The sequence below is a fragment of the Streptomyces africanus genome (assembly GCF_030816955.1).
Lineage (GTDB): Bacteria > Actinomycetota > Actinomycetes > Streptomycetales > Streptomycetaceae > Streptomyces > Streptomyces africanus.
Genome location: NZ_JAUSYP010000001.1, coordinates 6,463,031 through 6,484,075 on the forward strand (window position 1 = coordinate 6,463,031; position 21,045 = coordinate 6,484,075).

Consider the following 21,045-nt stretch of genomic DNA (forward strand, 5'->3'; position numbering starts at 1 on the left):
TGCCCCGGTCAGCGACCGCCGTACGTCTTGCTCATGTTCTGGTAGAGCGCCTCGGCGTCGCGGCCCAGCTGCGGGCCGGCCAGCCAGGAGTTGTCGGCCGGGCCGATCGAGGTGTTGGAGACCAGCACGGACTTGCCGTTCAGCACTCGGAACCAGCCGCCGCCGGACGAACCGCCGGTCATGGAGCAGCCGATGCGGTACATCGTCGGCAGGCTCGGGCTGAGCGAGAACCGGCCCGGGACGTCGACGCACTTGAACATCTTCAGCCCGTTGTAGGGCGGCGCCGCCGGGTAGCCCCAGGCGCCCAACTTGGCGGCCTCGGCCGCGGACGGCGCGGAGAAGTCCACGCCCAGCGCGGCACCGACCGTCTCCTCCAGGGACTTGCCACCCTGCTCGGGCTTCACGTGCAGCACGGCGTAGTCGTACGCCGCTCCGGCACCGCCCGTCTCCGAACCGCCCTGGATCCACTGGTTCGAGGTCGAGGCCCAGTCCGCCCACCAGTTGCCGTACGGCGCCACCTCGGTCGGGTTCGCGTTGCTCAGCTCCGCCTCGGACTTGCCGACGTCGTTGTAGGCCGGGACGAACACGAGGTTGCGGTACCAGCCGCCGTTGCCGCCGGCGTGCACGCAGTGGCCCGCCGTCCACACCAGGTTGGACTTGCCCGGGTGGTTGACGTCCTTGATCACCGTGCCGGAGCAGACGGCCGGGCCCTCGGGGGAGTCGAAGAAGACCTTGCCGACCGGGGCGGCGTTCCGGTGGTACGGCGTCTTCTCGGCCTGCGCCTGGACCGGCGCCGGATCCGGGTCGCTGACACCCTGGCCGGCCGACGCGTCCTTCGTCGTGACCGTCTTGTCGGCCTCCTTCGCGGACTGCATCCGCTCCGGCTTCCAGAGGCCCTCGATCACCGGGTTGACGAAGTCCTTGGCCTCACTGAGCCACTTGTCCTTGTCCCAGTCCTTCCAGCCGCCGTCCTTCCACCGGTCGACGTCGATCCCGTGCTCCTTGAGCTTGCCCGCGAGGTCGGCCGGGACCTTGACCTTGCCGGCGCCGTCCGCGGCCTGCGAGGTCGTGGCGTCGGGCTTGTCGCTCGCCGAGTCCGCCGAACCCTCACAGGCGGTCACGGTGAGCGCCAGGGCGGCGACGAGCCCGGTGGCGGCGAGAAGGGTGCGCCGCCCGCGCCTCGGTGCCGCGGGCGTACGTGTGGAACGCATGGTGCGATGACCCCCGTTGGTGCGTAACAGTTGTGGTGCTGCGTGTGCATGTCATAGGTGTGGGCGCCGGTGCCCCGGCGCGAAAACCCACTATGCCCGGGGAGTTGAGGGTGTACCGGGGTGGGGCGGTGAAGGTTTCCGTGAGTCGACGGGGCCGGTACGCCAGGTGCGCTGCCGGCGCACCCGGCGTGCCACCCCACCGCCGACGGTGATCGGCCGGCCGTCAGCGGCCCGCGAACTTCTCGCTGACCGAGTCGTACACACCCTTGGCCACCTCGCCCAGGCGCGGACCGGCCAGCCAGCCCGACGTCACCGGGCCGATGGAGGTGTTGGACACCAGCGCGGGCTTGCCGTCCGAGCCCGTCGCGACCCAGCCTCCGCCGGACGAACCGCCGGTCATCGTGCAGCCGATGCGGTACATCGTCGGATCCGACGCGGTGACCGACAGCCGGCCCGGCTGGTCCTGGCACCGGTACAGCTTCTGCCCGTCGTACGGCGGCGCGGCCGGGTAGCCGATCGCCGTGACGCTCTTCACCTTCGGTACGGCGGGAGCCTTGAAGTCGACCGGCAGCGCCGAACCGACCGTCTCCTCCAGCGACTTGCCGCCGCTGCCCTTCTCCGGGGTCACATGGATGACCGCGAAGTCGTAGGGCGCGCCGTCCCCGCCCGTCGAGCCGCCCTGCTCGATCCACTGGTCCGAGGTCTGCGCCCAGTCACCCCACCAGACGCCGTAGGGAGCGACGTCCTGCCTGGTGGCGTTCTCCAGTTCCGCGACCGGCTTGCCGTCGTCGTTGTACGACGGCACGAACGCGATGTTGCGGTACCAGCCGCCCTTCTTGCCCGCGTGGACGCAGTGGCCCGCCGTCCACACGAGGTTGGACTTGCCCGGGTGGGCCGGGTCCTTCACGACCGTCGCCGAGCAGACGGCCGAGCCCTTGGGGGAGTCGAAGAACACCTTCCCGGCCGTGGGCGCGTTGGCGTGGTACGACGGCGGCACGGCCTGCGCCTCGACCGGCTGCGGCGTGGGATCGGTCACGCCCTGGTCACCGGAGAGGTCGCTGTCGTCGACGCCCTGGTCGGGCTCCTCCGCGTCCCGCATGCGGTCCGGGTCCCAGAGACCCTCGATGATCGGGTTGATGTACTCGTTGGCCTCGCGCAGCCAGTCGTCCCGGTCCCAGTTCTTCCAGGCGCCGTTCTTCCACTTGTCGATGTCGATCCCGTGCTCGCGGAGCCGGTCCCTGATGTCGTCCGGGATTTTCAGCTTGCCGTCGTCGGAGGAGCCGGCCGACGCGGAGGCCTCACCGCCCGCCGCGGCGTCGCCCGACTCGCAGGCGGTGGCGGTCAGCGCGAGCGCCGAGGCGAGGGCCACCGCGGCCAGCACGGGGGAGTTCCTGCGGCGCGCCCTCCCACCTCGGCTGGCTATGGACGACGGCCGTGTGGATCGCATGATGTGACTCCCCCTGCTGTGTAACGAACATGGACGAACCGGCGCCAAGGCCCTGGTTTCCGCCGACTCATGGGGAGTTCAGGCCGAGCTCACGGCGTCCGGGAACGGCACCACACACTATGCGGTGGCTGTGGGGGCGTTCCGACGGAACCGCAACAGTTCCGTCACGGAAAGGATCTTGAGGCAACCCGTAACCCGGTGAGCGGACCGGGGTTGGTAGCGGTGGGGGGCCCGCTGTCTGTGTGCGGTCCTCTGTGCCCGTGCCCAGTGGGAGGTCAGGGAAGTCGTGGCGGAATCCACCCATGGGAGATGTGCGTCCGAGGAGGCCACTGTGGGGCGTATGCCGGTGAGGGCCCTCCCCGTTGCTGTCGACGGCACGGCACCGGGGGCGCGCGCCGCGCACGAAGGGATTCTGCGCCGCCAGTCCGCGCGCGAGTCCGCGGCCCGCACCTACGCCCGCGCCCTGCCGATCGTGCCGGTGCGGGCCCGGGGACTGACCATCGAGGGCGCGGACGGCCGCCGCTACCTGGACTGCCTCTCCGGCGCCGGCGCGCTCGCCCTCGGGCACAACCACCCGGTCGTCCTGGAAGCCATCCGCAAGGTCCTCGACTCCGGCGCGCCGCTGAACGCCCTCGACCTGGCCACCCCCGTCAAGGACGCCTTCATCACCGAGCTGTTCCGCACCCTGCCCCCAGGGCTCGCCGACCGGGCCCGCGTGCTGTTCTGCGGACCGGCCGGCAGCGACGCCGTGGAGACCGCCTGCGCACTGGTGCGCGCGGCGACCGGCCGGACCGGCCTCATCACGTTCACCGGCGCCTCCCATGGAAGGACGGCCGCGGCTTGCGACGCGTCCGCCGCCCACGACGTACGGGTCACCCGTCTGCCCTACCCGCAGGACTACCGCTGCCCCTTCGGCGTCGGGGGCGAGCGCGGGGCCGACCTCGCCGCCCGCTGGACCGAGTCCGTCCTGGACGACCCCGGGTCGGGCGCTTCGCTGCCCGCCGGGATGATCGTCGAGCCCGTCCAGGGCGAGGGCGGAGTGATCCCCGCACCGGACGCATGGCTGCGGCGCGTGCGGCAGCTCACGGCCGACCGGTCCGTCCCCTTGATCGCCGACGAGATCCAGACGGGCGTCGGGCGGACCGGCGCCTTCTGGGCCGTGGAGCACAGCGGAGTCACCCCCGACGTGATGGTCCTCTCCAAGGCCATCGGAGGCAGTCTGCCGCTGGCCGTCGTGGTCCACCGCGACGACCTCGACGTCCCGGAACCCGGCGCCCCCACCGGCACCTTCCCCGGCAACCAACTCGCCATGGCCGCGGGCACGGCGACTCTCACCCACGTCCGGGAAAACCACCTCGCCGAACGCGCGGCGACTCTCGGGGCACGCATGCTGAGTCAACTCCAAGGGCTGGTCGGGGACTTTCCGTGCGTGGGGGATGTGCGGGGGCGGGGGCTGATGATCGGGGTGGAGTTTGTGGCCCCGGAGGGCGCTACCGAGGAAGCCGGGCAGACGGTCGGGGCTGCGGGAAAGCCCCTTCCCGCCGCACCCGAACTGGCGGCCGCGGTCCAGCGGGAGTGCCTGCGGCGCGGCCTCATCGTCGGACTCGGCGGCCGGCACGCCGGCGTCGTCCGGCTGCTGCCGCCCCTGACGATCACCGACGAACAGGCGGCCGCCGTGCAGGACCGCCTGGCCGACGCCGTCCGGGCGGCGGCCCGGTGCGGCGGGGACACGGCAGCTGCACCGTTGACGCCCTGAGCCTCGATGCCGTGAGCGCTCATGCCGTGAGCCTTCAACTCCGCCGTCCCGGAACCACCCAACGAGGTACCTGTCTTGAACGCCATCCCCAAGCCCGACGACCAGGCCACGACGCCGGGGCGTGGCCCTGCCGATGTCCGGGGGGTGAGGGTGTCGGCGAGCCCTGCGAACTCGGTGAACCCGGCCCACCCACCGCCGCCCGGTACCTCACCGCCCGGCACCTCCGACCCTTTGGGGCACCCCGACCCGCACAGGGTCGCCCACGCAGCAGCCGTGGAGACGCTGTTGCGCTGCTGGGTGCGCGAGACCGACCAGCCCGCCCCCGCCGACGGGGTTCTGCGCATCCCCCTGCCCGCCAGCGGCACGGCACTGACCGTCCCCGTCCGCTACTGGTCCCCGACGGGCTGGCACCGCTTCGGTCTCCCGCGCCTGGCTGACGTTCCCGACCACGCCCCACCGGCCGACGCCGTCACGATCGCCGCTCTGCTTTCCCGGGAAACGTCCGCAGACGGCCACGGCCAGAGGGACGGCCGGGGCCAGGGCCAGGGCGACGGCCACAGTAACGACCATGGTCATGGCCACGGTGCTGAAGGCCGTGGCGTCGACGGCGTCGAACTCGTCGCGGGTGTCGCCGATTCCCTCCGCCGTGTCACCTCCTTCCTCAGCGACCGTCGCGAACCCCCGGTCGACGTCCCTGACCTCTTCCTGGCCGCAGAACAGTCACTCGTCCTCGGACACCCCCTGCACCCGACCCCCAAGAGCCGCGAGGGTCTGTCCGAGGCCGAAGCACGTCTGTACTCGCCCGAGGTGTGCGGATCCTTCCCCCTGCACTGGATGGCTGTCTCCCCCTCCGTCCTCGCCACCGACTCCGCCTGGACCGAACGCGGCCGCCCTGTCGCCGCGGCCCGACTCACCGCACGCCTGGCCGAGACCGACCTGCCTCTGCCGGACGGGTACGCCCTGTTGCCCCTCCATCCCTGGCAGGCACGCGAGGTCCGGCACCGCCCGGAGACCGCCGCCCTGCTCGACAGCGGGCTGCTCCGCGACCTCGGCACCCATGGCACTCCCTGGCACCCCACCTCCTCCGTACGAACCGTCTACCGATCCGGTGCCCCCGCGATGCTCAAGCTGTCGCTGGGCCTGCGCATCACCAACTCCCGTCGCGAGAACCTCCGTAAGGAACTCCACCGCGGTGTCGAGGTCCATCGCCTGCTCCGCAGCGGACTGGCGCAGCAATGGCGGGCCGTTCACCCGTGCTTCGACATCGTTCGCGACCCGGCCTGGATCGCAGTCGGTGGACCCGGTGGACCCGGTGGACCCGGTGGAGCCGTTGGGTCCGTTGGATCCGGGGGCACCGATGGCACCGGAGGTTCCGACGGTGCCCCCTTGACCGGGCTGGACGTGGTGATCCGCCACAACCCGTTCAGCCCTTCCGACGACGTCTCCTGCGTTGCCGGATTCGTCTCGCCGCGCCCGTGCTCGCCTGCACGGCCGGGAACGGCTCCCGACCGCCCGGACATCCACGGCCCGGTCCTTCGATCCCGGCTGGCCGAAGTCGTCACGCGGCTCGCCCGCCGGACCGGTTGGCCCCGCGGAGCCGTCGCCGTCGAGTGGTTCCTGCGCTACCTCGAGCACGTCGTGCGTCCCGTCCTCTGGCTGGACGGTGAGGCCGGCATCGCCCTGGAAGCCCACCAGCAGAACACCCTGCTCCTGCTGGACCCCGACGGATGGCCCGTGGGCGGCCGCTACCGAGACAACCAGGGCTATTACTTCCGCGAGTCCCGACGCGCGGACCTCGACGCCCGGCTGCCCGGCGTCGGTGAGCGGAGCGACACGTTCGTCTGCGACGAGGTCACCGACGAGCGCTTCGTCTACTACCTGGCGGTCAACAACGTCCTCGGCGTCATCGGGGCGTTCGGCTCCCAGGGGCTGGCCGACGAGCGGCTGCTGCTCGCCGCCTTCCGCCGTTTCCTCGGGAACGTCGCCGCCGGTCCGGCCCGGCTGCGATCCTCGTTGCCGGCCCGGCTGCTCGATTCACCCGTGCTGCGCTGCAAGGCCAACCTGCTGACCCGGCTCCACGGCCTCGACGAACTCGTCGGCCCGGTCGACACCCAGTCCGTCTACGTCACCATCGCCAACCCCCTGCACCGCTGATCACCCCGACCGTCCCTGGACAGCACCGACCTCCTTCATCCCTGAGGACACGCCTCACCCCTTTCCTGAGAGGAGCGTTTGGTGCCTTCCGCCGACCCGACCGCCCATGCCGGTGCCGCTGTCCCAGCCACGGCCGACGTCAACGCCGGTGCCGGCTCCCACACCCGTCTCGACGCCGGCTCCGACGCCGGTTCCGGGGTCGACTCCAGCACGGGAGCCGACGCGGACTCCGGTGCGGATTCGGGTGCTGATTCCGGTGCGGGCGGCCACGGCGAAGACACCATGGACCTGCGGCTCCCCGACGAACTCCTCGCCCTCATCGCGGACGAGGCGTCCGGCAGCTACGGAGTCGGGTGGCCGGACCAGGGCACGGACGATCTCCTCGACCGCGTCGCCGACTGGGGGCCGACCGACACACCCGCGGGCGTCTTCCACATCGTCCCGGTGCGCGTCCAACGCGATCTTCCGCTCATCAGCCGCTGGATGAACGACCCCGCCGCCGCGGCGTTCTGGGAGCTGTCCGGTCCCCAGAACGTGACCGAGGACCACGTGCTGTCCCAGCTGGCCGGCGACGGACGCAGCGTGCCGTGCATCGGCGTGCTGGGCGGAACGCCCATGAGCTATTGGGAGATCTACCGGGCGGACCTGGACCCGTTGGCCCGCCACTACCCGGCCCGCCCTCACGACACCGGTCTCCACCTCCTGATCGGCCCTGTCGCCGACAGAGGGCGGGGTCTCGGCGGTCTGCTGCTCCGAGCCGTGGCTGATCTCGTACTCGCGCGGCGGCCTTCCTGCGCACGCGTCATCGCGGAACCCGACATTCGCAACACCCCTTCCATCGCCGCTTTCCTGACCGCCGGTTTCCGGTTCTCCGCCGAGGTCGACCTGCCCGACAAGCGAGCCGCCCTCATGGTCCGAGACCGGTCCCTTCGGCACCTGATGTAGCGCTGTGTCACCGCGTCATCACTCATTGAACGTGGCGCATGCCGCCGCAGTTCCCACCCCCGCCACGGATTTTCTCGAGCCGCTCGCCGGCCCGTCCGTGCGGCCACAACGGACGGCCGGGACCCGATCCATGCCGCCCCTCACAGGTCGCGCCACCGCGCCGCCTCGTCCAGCCCACAGCTCGCCCCGTTCGGCCACGGCTCGTCACGCCCGCCCACAGCTCGCCCCGCCCGGCCACGGCTCATGACGTCCCACCCGCGCCGAACCGGTCATGTCCCCCGCAGAACCAGCCCCCGGCCCGCCCATCCGACCACCCCGTCCGCGCATCCGAGCCCCCGCACCGAGGAGCCCAAGGTCTTGATCCCGTCCCCCGTCCCTGCCTTGATCGCCCGTTTGTCAGTGCTGGGTCGTAGGGTGGTCGCGCTATGACGAAGCCCTCACTCCCCGAACTCCTGCATGCTGCCGTCACTGCCGTCGGCGGTACGGAGCGCCCCGGTCAGGTGGCCATGGCCGAAGCCGTCGCAGAGGCGATCGACGACGGCTCCCACCTCCTGGTCCAGGCCGGCACCGGCACCGGCAAGTCGCTGGGATACCTGGTGCCCGCGCTCGCGCACGGGGAGCGTGTGGTCGTCGCGACGGCCACCCTGGCCCTCCAGCGCCAGCTGGTGGAGCGCGACCTGCCGAGAACAGTCGAGTCGCTGCACCCCCTGCTGCGCCGCCGCCCTGAGTTCGCGATGCTCAAGGGCCGGTCGAACTACCTGTGCCTGCACCGTCTGCACGAGGGTGTCCCGCAGGACGAGGAGGAGGGCCTCTTCGACCAGTTCGAGGCAGCCGCGCCCACCAGCAAGCTGGGCCAGGACCTGCTGCGGGTACGCGACTGGGCCGACGAGACAGAGACGGGCGACCGTGACGACCTCACACCCGGCATCTCGGACCGGGCCTGGGCCCAGGTGTCGGTGTCGTCGAGGGAGTGCCTCGGCGCCTCGAAGTGCGCGTACGGCGCGGAGTGCTTCGCCGAGATGGCCCGCGAGCGCGCCAAGCTCTCCGAGGTCATCGTCACCAACCACGCACTGCTCGCGATCGACGCCATCGAGGGCGCTCCGGTCCTCCCGCAGCACGAGGTGCTGATCGTCGACGAGGCCCATGAGCTGGTCTCGCGCGTCACCGGAGTCGCCACCGGGGAGCTCAGCCCCGGTCAGGTCAACCGCGCGGTGCGCCGGGCCGCGAAACTCGTCAACGAGAAGGCGGCGGACCAGCTCCAGACCGCCGCCGAGGGCTTTGAACGGCTGATGGAGCTCGCGCTGCCGGGCCGCCTGGAGGAGGTCCCCGAGGACCTCGGCTACGCCCTCATGGCACTGCGCGACGCATGCCGCACCGTCATCTCCGCCATCGGCACGACCCGCGACAAGTCCGTCCAGGACGAGGACGCGGTCCGCAAGCAGGCGCTGGCCTCCGTGGAGAACGTGCACGACGTGGCGGAGCGGATCACGAACGGCTCCGAATGGGACGTGGTCTGGTACGAGCGCCATGACCGCTTCGGTGCCTCCCTGCGCGTCGCCCCCATGTCCGTCTCGGGGCTGCTGCGCGAGAAGCTCTTCGCGGATCGCTCCGTGGTCCTGACGTCCGCGACCCTGAAGCTGGGCGGCGACTTCAACGGCGTCGGTGCGTCCCTCGGGCTCGCCCCCGAAGGCACCGAAGGCGATGACCTCCCGCAGTGGAAGGGCATCGACGTCGGATCGCCCTTCGACTACCGCAAGCAGGGCATCCTGTACGTGGCGAAGCACCTGGCGCGCCCCGCGCGGGACGGCGACCGCGGGGACATGCTCGACGAGCTCACGGAGCTCATCCAGGCGGCGGGCGGCCGCACCCTGGGCCTGTTCTCCTCCATGCGGGGAGCCCAACTGGCCGCCGAGGAACTGCGTTCCCGGATCCCGGAGTTCCCGATCCTCCTCCAGGGCGAGGAGACGCTCGGCGAGCTCATCAAGAACTTCGCGGCCGACCCGGAGACGTGTCTGTTCGGCACCCTGTCGCTGTGGCAGGGCGTGGACGTCCCCGGACCCAGCTGTCAGCTGGTCGTCATGGACAAGATTCCGTTCCCGCGCCCGGACGACCCTCTGATGAGCGCCCGCCAGAAGGCCGTGGAGGACGCGGGTGGCAACGGCTTCATGGCCGTCGCCGCCACTCATGCCGCGCTTCTCATGGCCCAGGGCGCCGGCCGTCTCGTACGAGCCTCGGGCGACCGCGGTGTGGTCGCCGTACTGGACCCGCGCCTGGCGACGGCCCGGTACGGGAGCTATCTCAAGGCGTCACTGCCCGACTTCTGGTACACGACGGACCGTAACCAGGTGCGGAAGTCGCTGGCGGCGATCGACGCGGTGGCGAAGCAGGCGGAAGCCGATTGAGCCTCGGGGCCGGTCTGCGGCGACGGAACCGTGGCCCGGCCCCCACACCAGGAGTACTGGGTCCGCCGCCAGGACTGCTCCCCCGATACCGCGTACTGGAGCCCCCGGACACCGCCTACCGGGGCCCGGACAGCGCAGGGCCCCGGAACCGGCGCAGGGGTCCCGGGGCCCGGTCAGAGGGCGGGCCGACTGGGCCCACCCGACGCGGTGCGCAGACTCAGACGCGGCGCAGTACGGCCACCACCTTGCCGAGGATGGTCGCGTCGTCGCCGGGGATCGGCTCGTAGGCCGCGTTGTGCGGGAGGAGCCAGACGTGGCCGTCCTCGCGCTTGAAGCGCTTGACGGTGGCTTCACCGTCGAGCATCGCGGCCACGATGTCGCCGTTCTCGGCGACTGGCTGGCGGCGCACCGTGACCCAGTCGCCGTCGCAGATGGCGGCCTCGATCATCGAGTCGCCGACGACCTTCAGGACGAACAGCTCACCGTCGCCGACGAGCTGGCGGGGGAGGGGAAAGACGTCCTCGACGGACTCCTCGGCGAGGATCGGCCCACCGGCGGCGATGCGGCCGACCAGCGGGACGTACGACGCTGCCGGCTTGCCCGCGGTGTCCGTGGGCTGCACGGAGGCGGCCTGGTCGGAACCGCGCACCTCGTACGCGCGCGGGCGGTGCGGGTCGCGGCGCAGGAAGCCCTTGCGCTCCAGTGCCATCAGCTGGTGTGCGACGGAAGAGGTGCTGGACAGGCCGACGGCCTGGCCGATCTCGCGCATCGACGGCGGGTAGCCGCGCCGCTGCACGGAGTCCCTGATGACCTCGATCACGCGGCGCTGGCGGTCGGTGAGTCCGGAACTGTCCGCCCGGATGCCGGGAGGTCGTCCCGGCAGGGAGCGCTTGTGCCCCTCAGGGTTCGTGGCTTCGTTCATCGCGTGCACCGGCTCCAGTCGGCCCTGGGAGCGGTCCTGGGCAGTGATGGCGGCACTGTCTGCGGTGGTGGTCACGTCGGCCCCTCTCGATGGTCTCCCTGCTGCACAACGGTAGTAGCTTTCGAAAGGTTGCGCCAAACACACGTTCGAGTGAAAAATCGCGAATCTGCTGACGCGATCATGTGTCCGGGTGTATTAGCTACCGCTCCACCTGGCGGGCAAAAGCGCCCATTGCTGTACTCTTCACCGCCGGGGTGATCGCCTCGGGGGCTGGTGCCTCAGTCTGCCATCCGGCACTCTCCTGCCCCGGGACCAGCCCTCATCTGTGCGGGAGTGTCACGCCCCCTCCTCGCGGCGCCCACGGTATCCCCGCATCTGCCGCAGCGATACGGCTGTGCGCGCAGGGATGGGGCCGGCGGGGTCGGCCGGGCCTCTTGGCGGTGTCGCTGAGGGCGTACGAGGCCGGCGTGGCCGGACCGCTCGCGTGTTACCTGCGTAGACCCGCGCGACACGCGCGTGTGGCGTGCGTGTATGAGCCAATCCCCACATCTAGTGGTTGGATTGCAACAGCAGCCCACAAGTTGTGGTCCCCCGGGTCTTCGCGCTCATGGTCATCGCCTATGCTTGGGGCTGCTTCGTGGGGCGCAAGAGGCCCAGCGATGCTTATGAGTCTGCTGTGAGGAGGGTTGGAGTTCATGCACTGCCCCTTCTGCAGGCACCCCGACAGCCGTGTCGTCGACAGCCGTACGACCGACGACGGCACGTCCATCCGCAGGCGCCGCCAGTGCCCTGACTGCTCCCGTCGTTTCACGACTGTGGAGACGTGCTCGCTCATGGTGGTCAAGCGGTCCGGAGTCACCGAGCCATTCAGCCGTACCAAGATCATCAATGGCGTGCGCAAGGCGTGTCAGGGACGGCCCGTCACCGAGGACGCGCTCGCCCAGCTCGGCCAGCGGGTCGAGGAGGCGGTGCGGGCCACCGGAAGCGCCGAGCTGACCACCCATGACGTGGGACTGGCCATACTCGGCCCGTTGCAGGAGCTCGATCTCGTCGCGTATCTGCGCTTCGCCTCCGTCTACCGGGCGTTCGACTCGCTCGAGGACTTCGAGGCGGCCATCGCGGAGCTCAGGGAAGAGACGGGACGCCCCGACGCGGACGACGGAGACCGCGAGGACGCGGGGGCGGGGAGCCAGGAAGACGACCGCGGGCCCGGAGGGACGGGACACGTCCCCGAGCCCGCAGGCGCCGCCGACTGACCGGCGGGCCGGACCCGGACGGCAGCTCCGGGCCCGGCCGGGCGGCGGCGATGTGAAGACCTGTTGCGGGCGATGTGAGTGGGTGCCCGCAGCATCAGACAGAACACCGTGCCACGGGAACAACGGGGCACTTCAGGGCGTTTTCGCCCGTACAGGGAGGCGGCATGACAGAGACGGCGAGCGGTCCGGCACGGAGTTCCCGCGCCAAGAGCACCAAGGCGAGCAAGGGCCTGCGTATCGAGCGCATCCACACCACCCCTGGTGTCCACCCGTACGACGAGGTGGCCTGGGAGCGCCGTGACGTCGTCATGACCAACTGGCGCGACGGCTCGGTCAACTTCGAGCAGCGTGGCGTCGAGTTCCCCGACTTCTGGTCGGTGAACGCGGTCAACATCGTCACCAGCAAGTACTTCCGTGGTGCCGTCGGCACCCCGCAGCGTGAGACCAGCCTCAAGCAGCTGATCGACCGCATCGTGAAGACGTACCGGAAGGCCGGAGAGGACCACAAGTACTTCGCCTCGCCCGCCGATGCCGAGATCTTCGAGCACGAGCTGGCGTACGCCCTCCTGCACCAGATCTTCAGCTTCAACAGCCCTGTCTGGTTCAACGTCGGCACCAAACAGCCCCAGCAGGTCTCCGCCTGCTTCATCCTGTCCGTCGACGACTCCATGGAGTCGATCCTCGACTGGTACAAGGAAGAGGGCATGATCTTCAAGGGCGGCTCCGGTGCCGGCCTGAACCTCTCCCGGATCCGTTCCTCCAAGGAGCTGCTGTCCTCCGGCGGCAACGCTTCCGGCCCTGTCTCCTTCATGCGCGGCGCCGACGCCTCCGCAGGAACGATCAAGTCCGGTGGCGCCACCCGCCGCGCCGCCAAGATGGTCGTCCTGGACGTGGACCACCCCGACATCGAGGACTTCATCGAGACCAAGGTCAAGGAAGAGGAGAAGATCCGCGTCCTGCGCGACGCGGGCTTCGACATGGACCTGGGCGGCGACGACATCGCCTCCGTCCAGTACCAGAACGCCAACAACTCGGTCCGTGTGAACGACGAGTTCATGACGGCCGTCGAGCAGGGTGGCAAGTTCGGGCTGCGCGGCCGGATGACCGGCGAGGTCATCGAGGAGGTCGACGCCAAGCAGCTCTTCCGCAAGATCGCCGAGGCCGCCTGGGCCTGCGCCGACCCCGGCATCCAGTACGACGACACCATCAACAACTGGCACACCTGCCCCGAGTCCGGCCGGATCACCGCGTCGAACCCGTGCAGCGAGTACATGCACCTGGACAACACGTCCTGCAACCTGGCCTCGCTGAACCTGATGAAGTTCCTGAAGGACGACGGCAAGGGCAACCAGTCCTTCGAGGCCGAGCGCTTCCAGAAGGTCGTCGAGCTGGTCATCACCGCGATGGACATCTCGATCTGCTTCGCCGACTTCCCGACCCAGAAGATCGGCGAGAACACGCGCGCGTTCCGCCAGCTCGGCATCGGCTACGCCAACCTCGGCGCCCTGCTGATGGCCACCGGCCACGCCTACGACTCCGACGGCGGCCGCTCCCTCGCCGGCGCCATCACCTCCCTGATGACGGGTACGGCGTACCGCCGCTCCGCCGAACTCGCCGCGGTCGTCGGCCCGTACGACGGCTACGCCCGCAACGCCGACGCCCACAAGCGCGTCATGAAGCAGCACTCCGACGCCAACGACAAGGCCGTCCGCATGGACGACCTGGACACCCCGGTGTGGGCCGCCGCCAGCGAGTCGTGGCAGGACGTCCTGCGCCTCGGCGAGAAGAACGGTTTCCGTAACTCCCAGGCGTCCGTGCTGGCCCCGACCGGCACCATCGGCCTCGCGATGTCCTGCGACACCACCGGTGTCGAGCCCGACCTCGCGCTGGTCAAGTTCAAGAAGCTGGTCGGCGGCGGCTCGATGCAGATCGTCAACGGCACCGTCCCGCAGGCCCTGCGCCGTCTCGGCTACCTCGAAGAGCAGATCGAGGCGATCGTCGCCCACATCGCCGAGCACGGCAACGTGATCGACGCCCCGGGTCTCAAGCCCGAGCACTACGAGGTGTTCGACTGCGCCATGGGCGAGCGGGCCATCTCCCCGATGGGCCACGTCCGCATGATGGCCGCGATCCAGCCGTGGATCTCCGGCGCCATCTCCAAGACGGTCAACATGCCGGAGACGGCGACCGTCGAGGAGGTCGAGGAGATCTACTTCGAGGCCTGGAAGCTGGGCGTCAAGGCGCTCGCGATCTACCGCGACAACTGCAAGGTCGGCCAGCCGCTCTCCACCAAGAAGTGGGAGGAGAAGGCCGAGGAGCCCGCCGCCGTCGAGGCCAAGGTCGAGAAGGTCGTCGAGTACCGCCCGGTCCGCAAGCGCCTTCCGAAGGGACGTCCCCGGCATCACAACGTCCTTCACCGTCGGCGGCGCCGAGGGCTACATGACCGCCAACTCATACCCGGACGACGGTCTGGGCGAGGTCTTCCTGAAGATGTCCAAGCAGGGCTCGACCCTCGCGGGCATGATGGACGCCTTCTCCATCGCGGTCTCCGTCGGCCTCCAGTACGGCGTCCCGCTGGAGACGTACGTCTCGAAGTTCACGAACATGCGCTTCGAGCCGGCCGGCATGACGGACGACCCGGACGTGCGGATGGCGCAGTCGATCGTCGACTACATCTTCCGCCGCCTGGCGCTGGACTTCCTGCCGTTCGAGACGCGCTCCGCGCTCGGCATCCACTCCGCCGAGGAGCGTCAGCGTCACTTGGAGACCGGTTCGTACGAGCCGAACGAGGACGAGGTCGACGTCGAGGGCTTGGCCCAGTCGGCGCCGCGCGCCCAGGAGCTGAAGGCCGTCTCCGCGCCGAAGAACGAAGAGGCGGCCAAGCCCGCCCCGCAGACGGCCCACACCAGTGCCGAACTGGTGGAGATGCAACTGGGCATCCAGGCCGACGCCCCGCTGTGCTTCTCCTGCGGTACGAAGATGCAGCGTGCCGGTTCCTGCTACATCTGCGAGGGCTGCGGCTCGACCAGCGGTTGCAGCTGACGCCGGGCCTGAGCCGATGACAGAGGGGCACCGCCTTCGGGCCGGTGCCCCTCTTGTCGTCACGGGCCGCCGATGCCGGGAAGCCTGTCCAGCACGCCGTCCAGTCCCGACCGGACGGTGTCCTGGTCGCCGGTGTCCAACCCGTGCGTGACCTCGTACCAGGGGCCCAGACGGTGCCAGATCCGGGAGCGTCGGCGCAGCGCCGGCCGTGCCCCGTAGGCGGTCGCGCAGGCGTCGGCGAACGCCGGTGGGGAGCCGTTGAGCGCCCATGCCAGGTCGATGGCATGGTCTCCGATGTGCACGTCGCCGAAGTCGATGACACCGGTGAGGGCACCGTCCTGGGCCAGCAGATGCTCGGGCCCGAGATCCCCGTGGACGAGGGCCTCGGCGGGCAGTGCGCCGACGGCCTTCAGCAGGCCGGAGGCGGGGTTGTGCCGGTCCGGCGGCAGGAGGGGCAGCACGCGAGCCCGGAAGTCGTCCGCCAGTGTGGCGCGTTCCCGGAGCACCTCCCGCGGGGGCGGCACGCCGCGTCGCACGGCCTCATCGGTGTCTGCCCCGTGCAAGGCCCGCAGGAACAGCCCCAAGGCGCGTCCCTGGGCGGCATCCAGCTCCTCCAGAGGTTCACCCGGGACCAAGGCGTGCCGAACGGTGAGCGGATCGTCGGACACGACGTGGGGCACCGGCACCGCGAGCGGCAGGTGCGGTGCGAGCCAGGGCAGCAGGCGGGTCTCCGTCCGGAGTTGCCGCTCCACATCCGGGCGGCGGGGACGACGTTCGACCCAGCGGCCGTCGACCAGCCGGGCCTCGCAGTCCCAGCCGCCCGGGAAGATTGGGTTCACCCCTGATTCCCGAGGGTTCTCCGGGGAGAACTCACGGACGGTGTGCGGCACCCATCGTCCTGGCGAAGTCCACGGGGTCCCCCTCGAAACCACGGAGGCCGGGGCGGAAGTCCCAGGGACCGGAACCGTCCCGGACGAACTCCGCGACCGTCGCCGCCGTGGCCCCCAGGACACCCCCGAAGTCGTCCTCGGCCAGGACCGTGTACCCCTCGCGGATGCGCAACCCGGGGTTCACCACACTGACGAACGTGCGCTCCTCCGGGCGCTGCTGGATGACGACACCGACCACCACGCGCGCGTACCGGCCGTCGAGCCGGTCGAGTTCCAGCGTCATGACCTCGTCGTAGCCGAAGCCCTGGCCGTCCTTGCTGTCCCGGTTGAGATAGATGGTGCCGTCGGGGGAGCGGCTGTCGAAGTGCACGAGATAGGCAGGATCGCCGTGAGGAGCGTCCGCCAGATAGGTCGCCGCGACGAGGTCCAGGTCGGTGGACGGCTGCCCCGCGGGACTGGGATCCCACCGCACCGCGATCTCGACCTTGCGCAGCCCCTTGTTCAGCCCGTCCACCAGCTCCCCTTCCCCGTACCGACCCGCCCGCTCGCCTCAACTGCCGGGCGGTCATGACTGTTTGTCCATCCTGCCACGCGGGCGGGTGCGCGCGCCGGAGAGCGGTCCAGCCGAGAGTGACCGGCGCCACGCTCCGTGGCCTTACCATGGCGCGGTGCTGGTCAAGTGGATTCGCTGCACCGTGGTGGACCGCCGCGGTTTCGAGCGGGGGCAGCGGAAGTGGGCGGGGCTTCTGGGGGAGCCGGGGTTTCGGGGGCAGGGGGGTGGCTGGAGCCGCGGGCGGCCGGACGTGGCGCACATCTTCGCGTTCTGGGAGAGCCGCGCCTTCTACGACTCCTTCATGGCGCGGTCCCACGACCGGCTCGCGTCGGCCCAGTCGGGCACGTTCAAGGACGCCCAGGTCAGGCTCTTCGACTACCGCTTCGATGTGAAGACCGGGTTCGAACCGCGCTTCACGGACGCCGACCTGCTGCGCGTGGCGCTCTGCCGTGTCCACGAGGAGCGGGTCGAGCACTTCGTGCTGATGCAGGAGAAGGTATGGAACCCGGCGATGGCCGGCTCGCCCGGCATGGTGCGCGGGCTGTTCGGCGAGGCACCCGGGAACGAGTTCATGGTGCTGTCGATGTGGCGGTCGGCCGCCGAGCACGGCAAGTACCGCACGGAACGCGTGGAGCGGCTCGCCCTGCGGGCCCAGACGGAGGCGGACGTCGCGGCGCTCACCGGGGACGTCGTGGACATGGAGCCGAGCTGGACGGTCTGATGTCCGGGTAAGCCGGGCGGGCCCGGACTGATTGATTCCGGTCGGACGGACGTGCGACCTGTGTGATCTGTGGTGCAGGATGTGTGTGACCTACGCTGTATGGGCGCGGTGCGAGTGCTCGATGGGGCCCCACCCGATCTAGGGTTTTGGCATGGCACGACCACGGCGCATCGTCCTTGTCCGGCACGGCGAGTCAACGGGCAATGTTGATGACTCCGTGTACGAGCGTGAACCCGACCACGCCCTGGCGCTGACCGAGCGGGGCCGGCGGCAGGCGGAGGCGACGGGCGAGCGGTTGCGCGAGCTGTTCGGCGGTGAGCGCGTCAGCGTGTACGTCTCCCCGTACCGCCGCACGCACGAGACACTGCGCGCCTTCCACCTCGACCCCGGGCTCATACGGGTGCGCGAGGAACCCCGGCTGCGCGAGCAGGACTGGGGCAACTGGCAGGACCGGGACGAGGTCCGCCTCCAGAAGACCTACCGTGACGCGTACGGCCACTTCTTCTACCGTTTCGCCCAGGGCGAGTCCGGTGCCGACGTCTACGACCGGGTCGGCGGCTTCCTGGAGAGCCTGTTCCGCAGCTTCGAGGACCCCGACCATCCGCCGAACGTCCTGATCGTCACCCACGGTCTGGCCATGCGGTTGTTCTGCATGCGGTGGTTCCACTGGACGGTCGCCGAGTTCGAGTCACTGTCGAACCCGGGGAACGGCGAGATGCGGATGCTCGTTCTGGGAGACGACGGCAAGTACACGCTCGACCGGCCGTTCGACCGCTGGCGTGATCCCGAGCCCTACGGGATCACTGGATAGAGTGGCAGGGCGATGACCGCTGATTCCTCCACCGACGGGCGCCTGGACCGCGCCCTGGCAAGCCTGCGCGGACTGTCCGTCGGGGACGCCCTGGGTTCCCAGTACTTCGTGCCCGTGAACTACCCGCTGCTCAAGCGCCGCGAGCTCCCGTCCGGGCCGTGGCAGTGGACCGACGACACGGAGATGGCCGGTTCCGTCGTCGCCGTCCTGGTCGCTCACCACCGCATCGACCAGGACGCCCTGGCCCGCTCCTTCGCCGAGCACCATGATTTCGACCGGGGCTACGGGCCTGCGGTCAACCGCCTGCTGCGGCTCGTCCGGGAGGGCGGCGACTGGCGCGAACTCGCCGCCGCGCTCTTCAACGGACAGGGGTCCTGGGGCAACGGCGCCGCGATGCGGATCGCCCCGCTGGGCGCCTGGTACGCGGACGACCCGGAGCAGGCGACGCACCAGGCGGAGATCTCGGCCTACACCACCCACCAGCATCGCGAGGCCGTCGTCGGCGCCATGGCGGTCTCCGCGGCCGCCGCGTTCGCCGCCGCCCCCGGCGGGCCGCCCGGTGCCGAGGCCCTCCTCGACGGGGTCATCGACCTGGTGCCGAAGAAGAGCGCGGTGGGTGCGGGACTGCGCCGGGCCAGGGACATGCTCGACTACGCCGACCCGGCCACGGTCGCGGCGGTACTGGGCTGCGGACGGCGGACGACCGCCCACGACACCGTGCCCTTCGCCCTCTGGTCGGCCGCGCGAAGTCTCGGTGACTACCAGCAGGCGTTCTGGACGACCGCGCAGGTCGGCGGGGACGTCGACACCACCTGTGCCATCGTGGGCGGCGTGATCGCCTCGGGGAAGGCGGGGGCGCCGCCCGCCGAGTGGGTGGCGCGGACGGAGCCGCTGCCGGACTGGGTGCCCGCGTCGGTCTAGCGGTCAGAGACTCTTCTGCATGGGGCCGGCCTTCAATCGGCTTGCCGTCAGAACTCTCCGTGCGCATCGGGAACTCTCCGTGACCACCCGCTCGTTGTCGTGACATCCGTGGTGTGAGCCATGAGGCGGCACACGCTGGAGGTACGTCCAGGGAGGGCGACGGGAGGTGATCATGGAGGTCTTGCTGGCTGTTCTGATCCACTGGTGGGACGCATGCGCACGCCGCGTGGGGCATGCGCGGCCGGTCACGGACCGGCCCGGCAGCCGCCGGCAGGCCTGTGTCGAGCCCGCCGGCGAGCCACCGGAGCCGTCCCGCGATGCCTTCGCGTCAGCCCAGCCCCGGCCCGGCCGAGCCGGAGAGTGCCTCCAGGTCGCTCTTGCGGACCCGGATCACCAACCAGGCGGTGGCCAGGGCGAGGACGGCCATGGCCGCGGCCGGGACGAAGGCGGCGGAGATGCCCTGGGCCAGCACCTCGTGCCCCCACGGCGCGGGCAGCTGATGCGTCGTGGCGAACTCCGCCTTCTGCTCGGGGGAGCCTTCGGCCATGAACTGCGGAAGCTGCTTCTCCGCCTCGTCCCTGGTCGCCGTGCCGAACACCGTCGTCAGGATGGACAGACCCAGCGATCCGCCCACCTGCTGCGTGGTGTTGAGCAGCCCGGACGCGGCGCCCGCCTCGTGCTGGGCGACACCGGAGACGGCGGTGAGCGTCAGCGTCACGAAGTTCAGGCCCATGCCGAAGCCGAACACCAGCATCGGGCCGAGAACCCCGCCGACGTACGAGCTGTCGGAGCTGATGAGCGCCTGCCAGGCCAGTCCGATCGCCGCGAGCGCCGAGCCCAGGAGCATGAACGGCTTCGGACCCAGCACCGGCAGGAACCGCTGCGACAGCCCCGCGCCGAGCGCGATCACGACGGTCACGGGCAGGAAGGCGAGCCCCGCTTCGATCGGGCTGTAGCCGAGCACGTTCTGCACGAACAGCACGATGTAGAAGAACATGCCGAACATCGCCGCCGCGAGGCTCAGCATGATCACGTACGTGCCCGAGCGGTTCCGGTCGGTGAACATCCGCAGCGGGGTGATCGGCTCCTTGGCCCGGGACTCGATGATCCCGAAGGCCAGCAGCAGGACCACCGCGGCGACGAAGGACCCGATGGTGAGGCTGTCCCGCCAGCCCTCGTCCGCCGCCCGTATGAAGCCGTAGACAAGGGATGCCATGCCCGCGGTCGAGGTCACCGCGCCGGCTATGTCGAAGCGTCCGGTGTGCCGCTCGGACTCGCTGATGTAGAGCGGGGTGAGCACGGCGATCAGCACACCGATCGGCACATTCACGAAGAGCACCCAGCGCCAGTCGAGCCACTCGGTGAGCATGCCGCCCGCGAGCAGGCCGATGGCACCGCCGCCCGCGGAGACCGCGGCGAAGACACCGAAGGCCCGGTTGCGTTCCGGGCCCTCGGGGAACGTGGTGGTGATGAGCGCCAGCGAGGTGGGCGACGCGATCGCGCCTCCCACGCCCTGGAGGACCCGCGCGGCCAGCAGCTGCCACGGCTCCTGGGCGAGCCCGCCGAGCAGCGAGGCGAAGGTGAACAGCAGGATGCCGGTCATGAACACCCTGCGGCGCCCGAGGATGTCACCGGCGCGGCCGCCGAGGAGCAGCAGACCGCCGAAGGTGAGTGTGTAGGAGCTGACGACCCAGGTGAGGTCGGTGGTACTGAACTTGAGTGCGTCTTGAATGTGCGGGAGCGCGATGTTCACAATCGTCGCGTCGAGTACGACCATGAGTTGGCAGGCCGCGATGACGGTGAGCGCGATGCCGGGGTGTCCCTCCCGGCGTGCCGCACCTGGCTTCTGGTCCTTGAGCAATGGAGAGGTTGTCACTATGGGTCCCCCACGAGTGCGTTAGTGAACGCTCGCGTTCACTGCCGCGTCAAAGGTAGTGAGTCCCCGACAGTGAACGCAAGCGTTCACTTGTGGCGTCGTCGTGCGGCACGTCCCCCTTTACTGCCGTCCGGCACG

At 70.3% G+C, this 21,045-nt stretch carries 14 protein-coding genes and 1 pseudogene; 9 read left to right on the plus strand and 6 right to left on the minus strand.

What is annotated here, in order from left to right; genetic code table 11:
• Positions 1 to 8 precede the first annotated feature (8 nt).
• Together QF034_RS30020 and QF034_RS30025 are read right to left on the minus strand one after the other, a co-directional pair.
• Positions 9 to 1,211 carry a trypsin-like serine peptidase gene (locus tag QF034_RS30020; RefSeq protein ID WP_307177829.1) on the minus strand — a complete coding sequence of 401 codons (1,203 nt, stop codon included), beginning with the start codon at positions 1,209 to 1,211 and terminating at the stop codon, positions 9 to 11.
• A 223-nt stretch (positions 1,212 to 1,434) separates the two neighbouring features.
• The gene (locus QF034_RS30025) at positions 1,435 to 2,658 is read right to left on the minus strand and encodes a trypsin-like serine peptidase (protein WP_307177830.1); all 1,224 of its coding nucleotides are present in this window, start codon (positions 2,656 to 2,658) and stop codon (positions 1,435 to 1,437) included.
• Between the two features lie 340 nt (positions 2,659 to 2,998).
• On the opposite strand from QF034_RS30025, the gene QF034_RS30030 reads away from it, so the two are divergent.
• From QF034_RS30030 to QF034_RS30045, 4 genes are all read left to right on the plus strand, one after another.
• A complete protein-coding gene (locus QF034_RS30030) occupies positions 2,999 to 4,414 on the plus strand; it encodes a diaminobutyrate--2-oxoglutarate transaminase family protein (RefSeq protein ID WP_307177831.1) in 1,416 nt (471 codons plus the stop codon).
• A 75-nt stretch (positions 4,415 to 4,489) separates the two neighbouring features.
• The gene (locus tag QF034_RS30035) at positions 4,490 to 6,568 is read left to right on the plus strand and encodes an IucA/IucC family protein (RefSeq protein ID WP_370880865.1); all 2,079 of its coding nucleotides are present in this window, start codon (positions 4,490 to 4,492) and stop codon (positions 6,566 to 6,568) included.
• An 81-nt stretch (positions 6,569 to 6,649) separates the two neighbouring features.
• The gene (locus QF034_RS30040) at positions 6,650 to 7,513 is read left to right on the plus strand and encodes a GNAT family N-acetyltransferase (protein ID WP_307177832.1); all 864 of its coding nucleotides are present in this window, start codon (positions 6,650 to 6,652) and stop codon (positions 7,511 to 7,513) included.
• 425 nt (positions 7,514 to 7,938) lie between these two features.
• Positions 7,939 to 9,915, plus strand: a complete 1,977-nt coding sequence (locus tag QF034_RS30045) for an ATP-dependent DNA helicase (RefSeq protein ID WP_307177833.1) — start codon at positions 7,939 to 7,941, stop codon at positions 9,913 to 9,915.
• Between the two features lie 217 nt (positions 9,916 to 10,132).
• On the opposite strand, the gene lexA is transcribed toward QF034_RS30045, so the two are convergent.
• Positions 10,133 to 10,912 (minus strand): transcriptional repressor LexA, encoded by a 780-nt coding sequence (gene lexA / locus QF034_RS30050; RefSeq protein WP_030845416.1) that lies wholly within the window; start codon positions 10,910 to 10,912, stop codon positions 10,133 to 10,135.
• 620 nt (positions 10,913 to 11,532) lie between these two features.
• Here lexA and nrdR point away from each other — a divergent pair.
• A complete protein-coding gene (nrdR, locus tag QF034_RS30055) occupies positions 11,533 to 12,093 on the plus strand; it encodes a transcriptional regulator NrdR (protein WP_029180822.1) in 561 nt (186 codons plus the stop codon).
• Between the two features lie 164 nt (positions 12,094 to 12,257).
• Positions 12,258 to 15,135 (plus strand): annotated as a pseudogene (locus tag QF034_RS30060) (vitamin B12-dependent ribonucleotide reductase).
• A 59-nt stretch (positions 15,136 to 15,194) separates the two neighbouring features.
• Here QF034_RS30060 and QF034_RS30065 read toward each other — a convergent pair.
• Together QF034_RS30065 and QF034_RS30070 are read right to left on the minus strand one after the other, a co-directional pair.
• Entirely contained in the window at positions 15,195 to 15,974 is a 780-nt protein-coding gene (locus QF034_RS30065; RefSeq protein ID WP_307177834.1) for a phosphotransferase, read from the minus strand.
• Between the two features lie 31 nt (positions 15,975 to 16,005).
• Complete coding sequence (locus QF034_RS30070) at positions 16,006 to 16,539, minus strand: TerD family protein (RefSeq protein WP_307177835.1); 534 nt, start codon at positions 16,537 to 16,539, stop codon at positions 16,006 to 16,008.
• A 154-nt stretch (positions 16,540 to 16,693) separates the two neighbouring features.
• Here QF034_RS30070 and QF034_RS30075 point away from each other — a divergent pair, with 154 nt between their 5' ends.
• The 3 genes from QF034_RS30075 (at position 16,694) to QF034_RS30085 (ending at position 19,031) form a co-directional block, all read left to right on the plus strand.
• Positions 16,694 to 17,299 carry a YdbC family protein gene (locus QF034_RS30075; protein ID WP_307177836.1) on the plus strand — a complete coding sequence of 202 codons (606 nt, stop codon included), beginning with the start codon at positions 16,694 to 16,696 and terminating at the stop codon, positions 17,297 to 17,299.
• A 151-nt stretch (positions 17,300 to 17,450) separates the two neighbouring features.
• Positions 17,451 to 18,110 (plus strand): histidine phosphatase family protein, encoded by a 660-nt coding sequence (locus QF034_RS30080; protein WP_307177837.1) that lies wholly within the window; start codon positions 17,451 to 17,453, stop codon positions 18,108 to 18,110.
• A 12-nt stretch (positions 18,111 to 18,122) separates the two neighbouring features.
• Positions 18,123 to 19,031 carry an ADP-ribosylglycohydrolase family protein gene (locus QF034_RS30085; protein WP_307177838.1) on the plus strand — a complete coding sequence of 303 codons (909 nt, stop codon included), beginning with the start codon at positions 18,123 to 18,125 and terminating at the stop codon, positions 19,029 to 19,031.
• 328 nt (positions 19,032 to 19,359) lie between these two features.
• On the opposite strand, the gene QF034_RS30090 is transcribed toward QF034_RS30085, so the two are convergent.
• Positions 19,360 to 20,907: an MFS transporter gene (locus QF034_RS30090; protein ID WP_307177839.1), complete on the minus strand. Its 1,548-nt coding sequence runs from the start codon at positions 20,905 to 20,907 to the stop codon at positions 19,360 to 19,362.
• Positions 20,908 to 21,045: the final 138 nt, after the last annotated feature.

What these genes read in the sequence shown, in the direction of transcription:
- QF034_RS30020 (WP_307177829.1), bottom strand. Translation starts at nt 1,211, where the DNA reads ATGCGTTCCACACGTACGCCCGCGGCACCGAGGCGCGGGCGGCGCACC.
- QF034_RS30025 (WP_307177830.1), bottom strand. Translation starts at nt 2,658, where the DNA reads ATGCGATCCACACGGCCGTCGTCCATAGCCAGCCGAGGTGGGAGGGCG.
- QF034_RS30030 (WP_307177831.1), top strand. Translation starts at nt 2,999, where the DNA reads ATGCCGGTGAGGGCCCTCCCCGTTGCTGTCGACGGCACGGCACCGGGG.
- QF034_RS30045 (WP_307177833.1), top strand. Translation starts at nt 7,939, where the DNA reads ATGACGAAGCCCTCACTCCCCGAACTCCTGCATGCTGCCGTCACTGCC.
- nrdR (WP_029180822.1), top strand. Translation starts at nt 11,533, where the DNA reads ATGCACTGCCCCTTCTGCAGGCACCCCGACAGCCGTGTCGTCGACAGC.
- QF034_RS30080 (WP_307177837.1), top strand. Translation starts at nt 17,451, where the DNA reads ATGGCACGACCACGGCGCATCGTCCTTGTCCGGCACGGCGAGTCAACG.
- QF034_RS30085 (WP_307177838.1), top strand. Translation starts at nt 18,123, where the DNA reads ATGACCGCTGATTCCTCCACCGACGGGCGCCTGGACCGCGCCCTGGCA.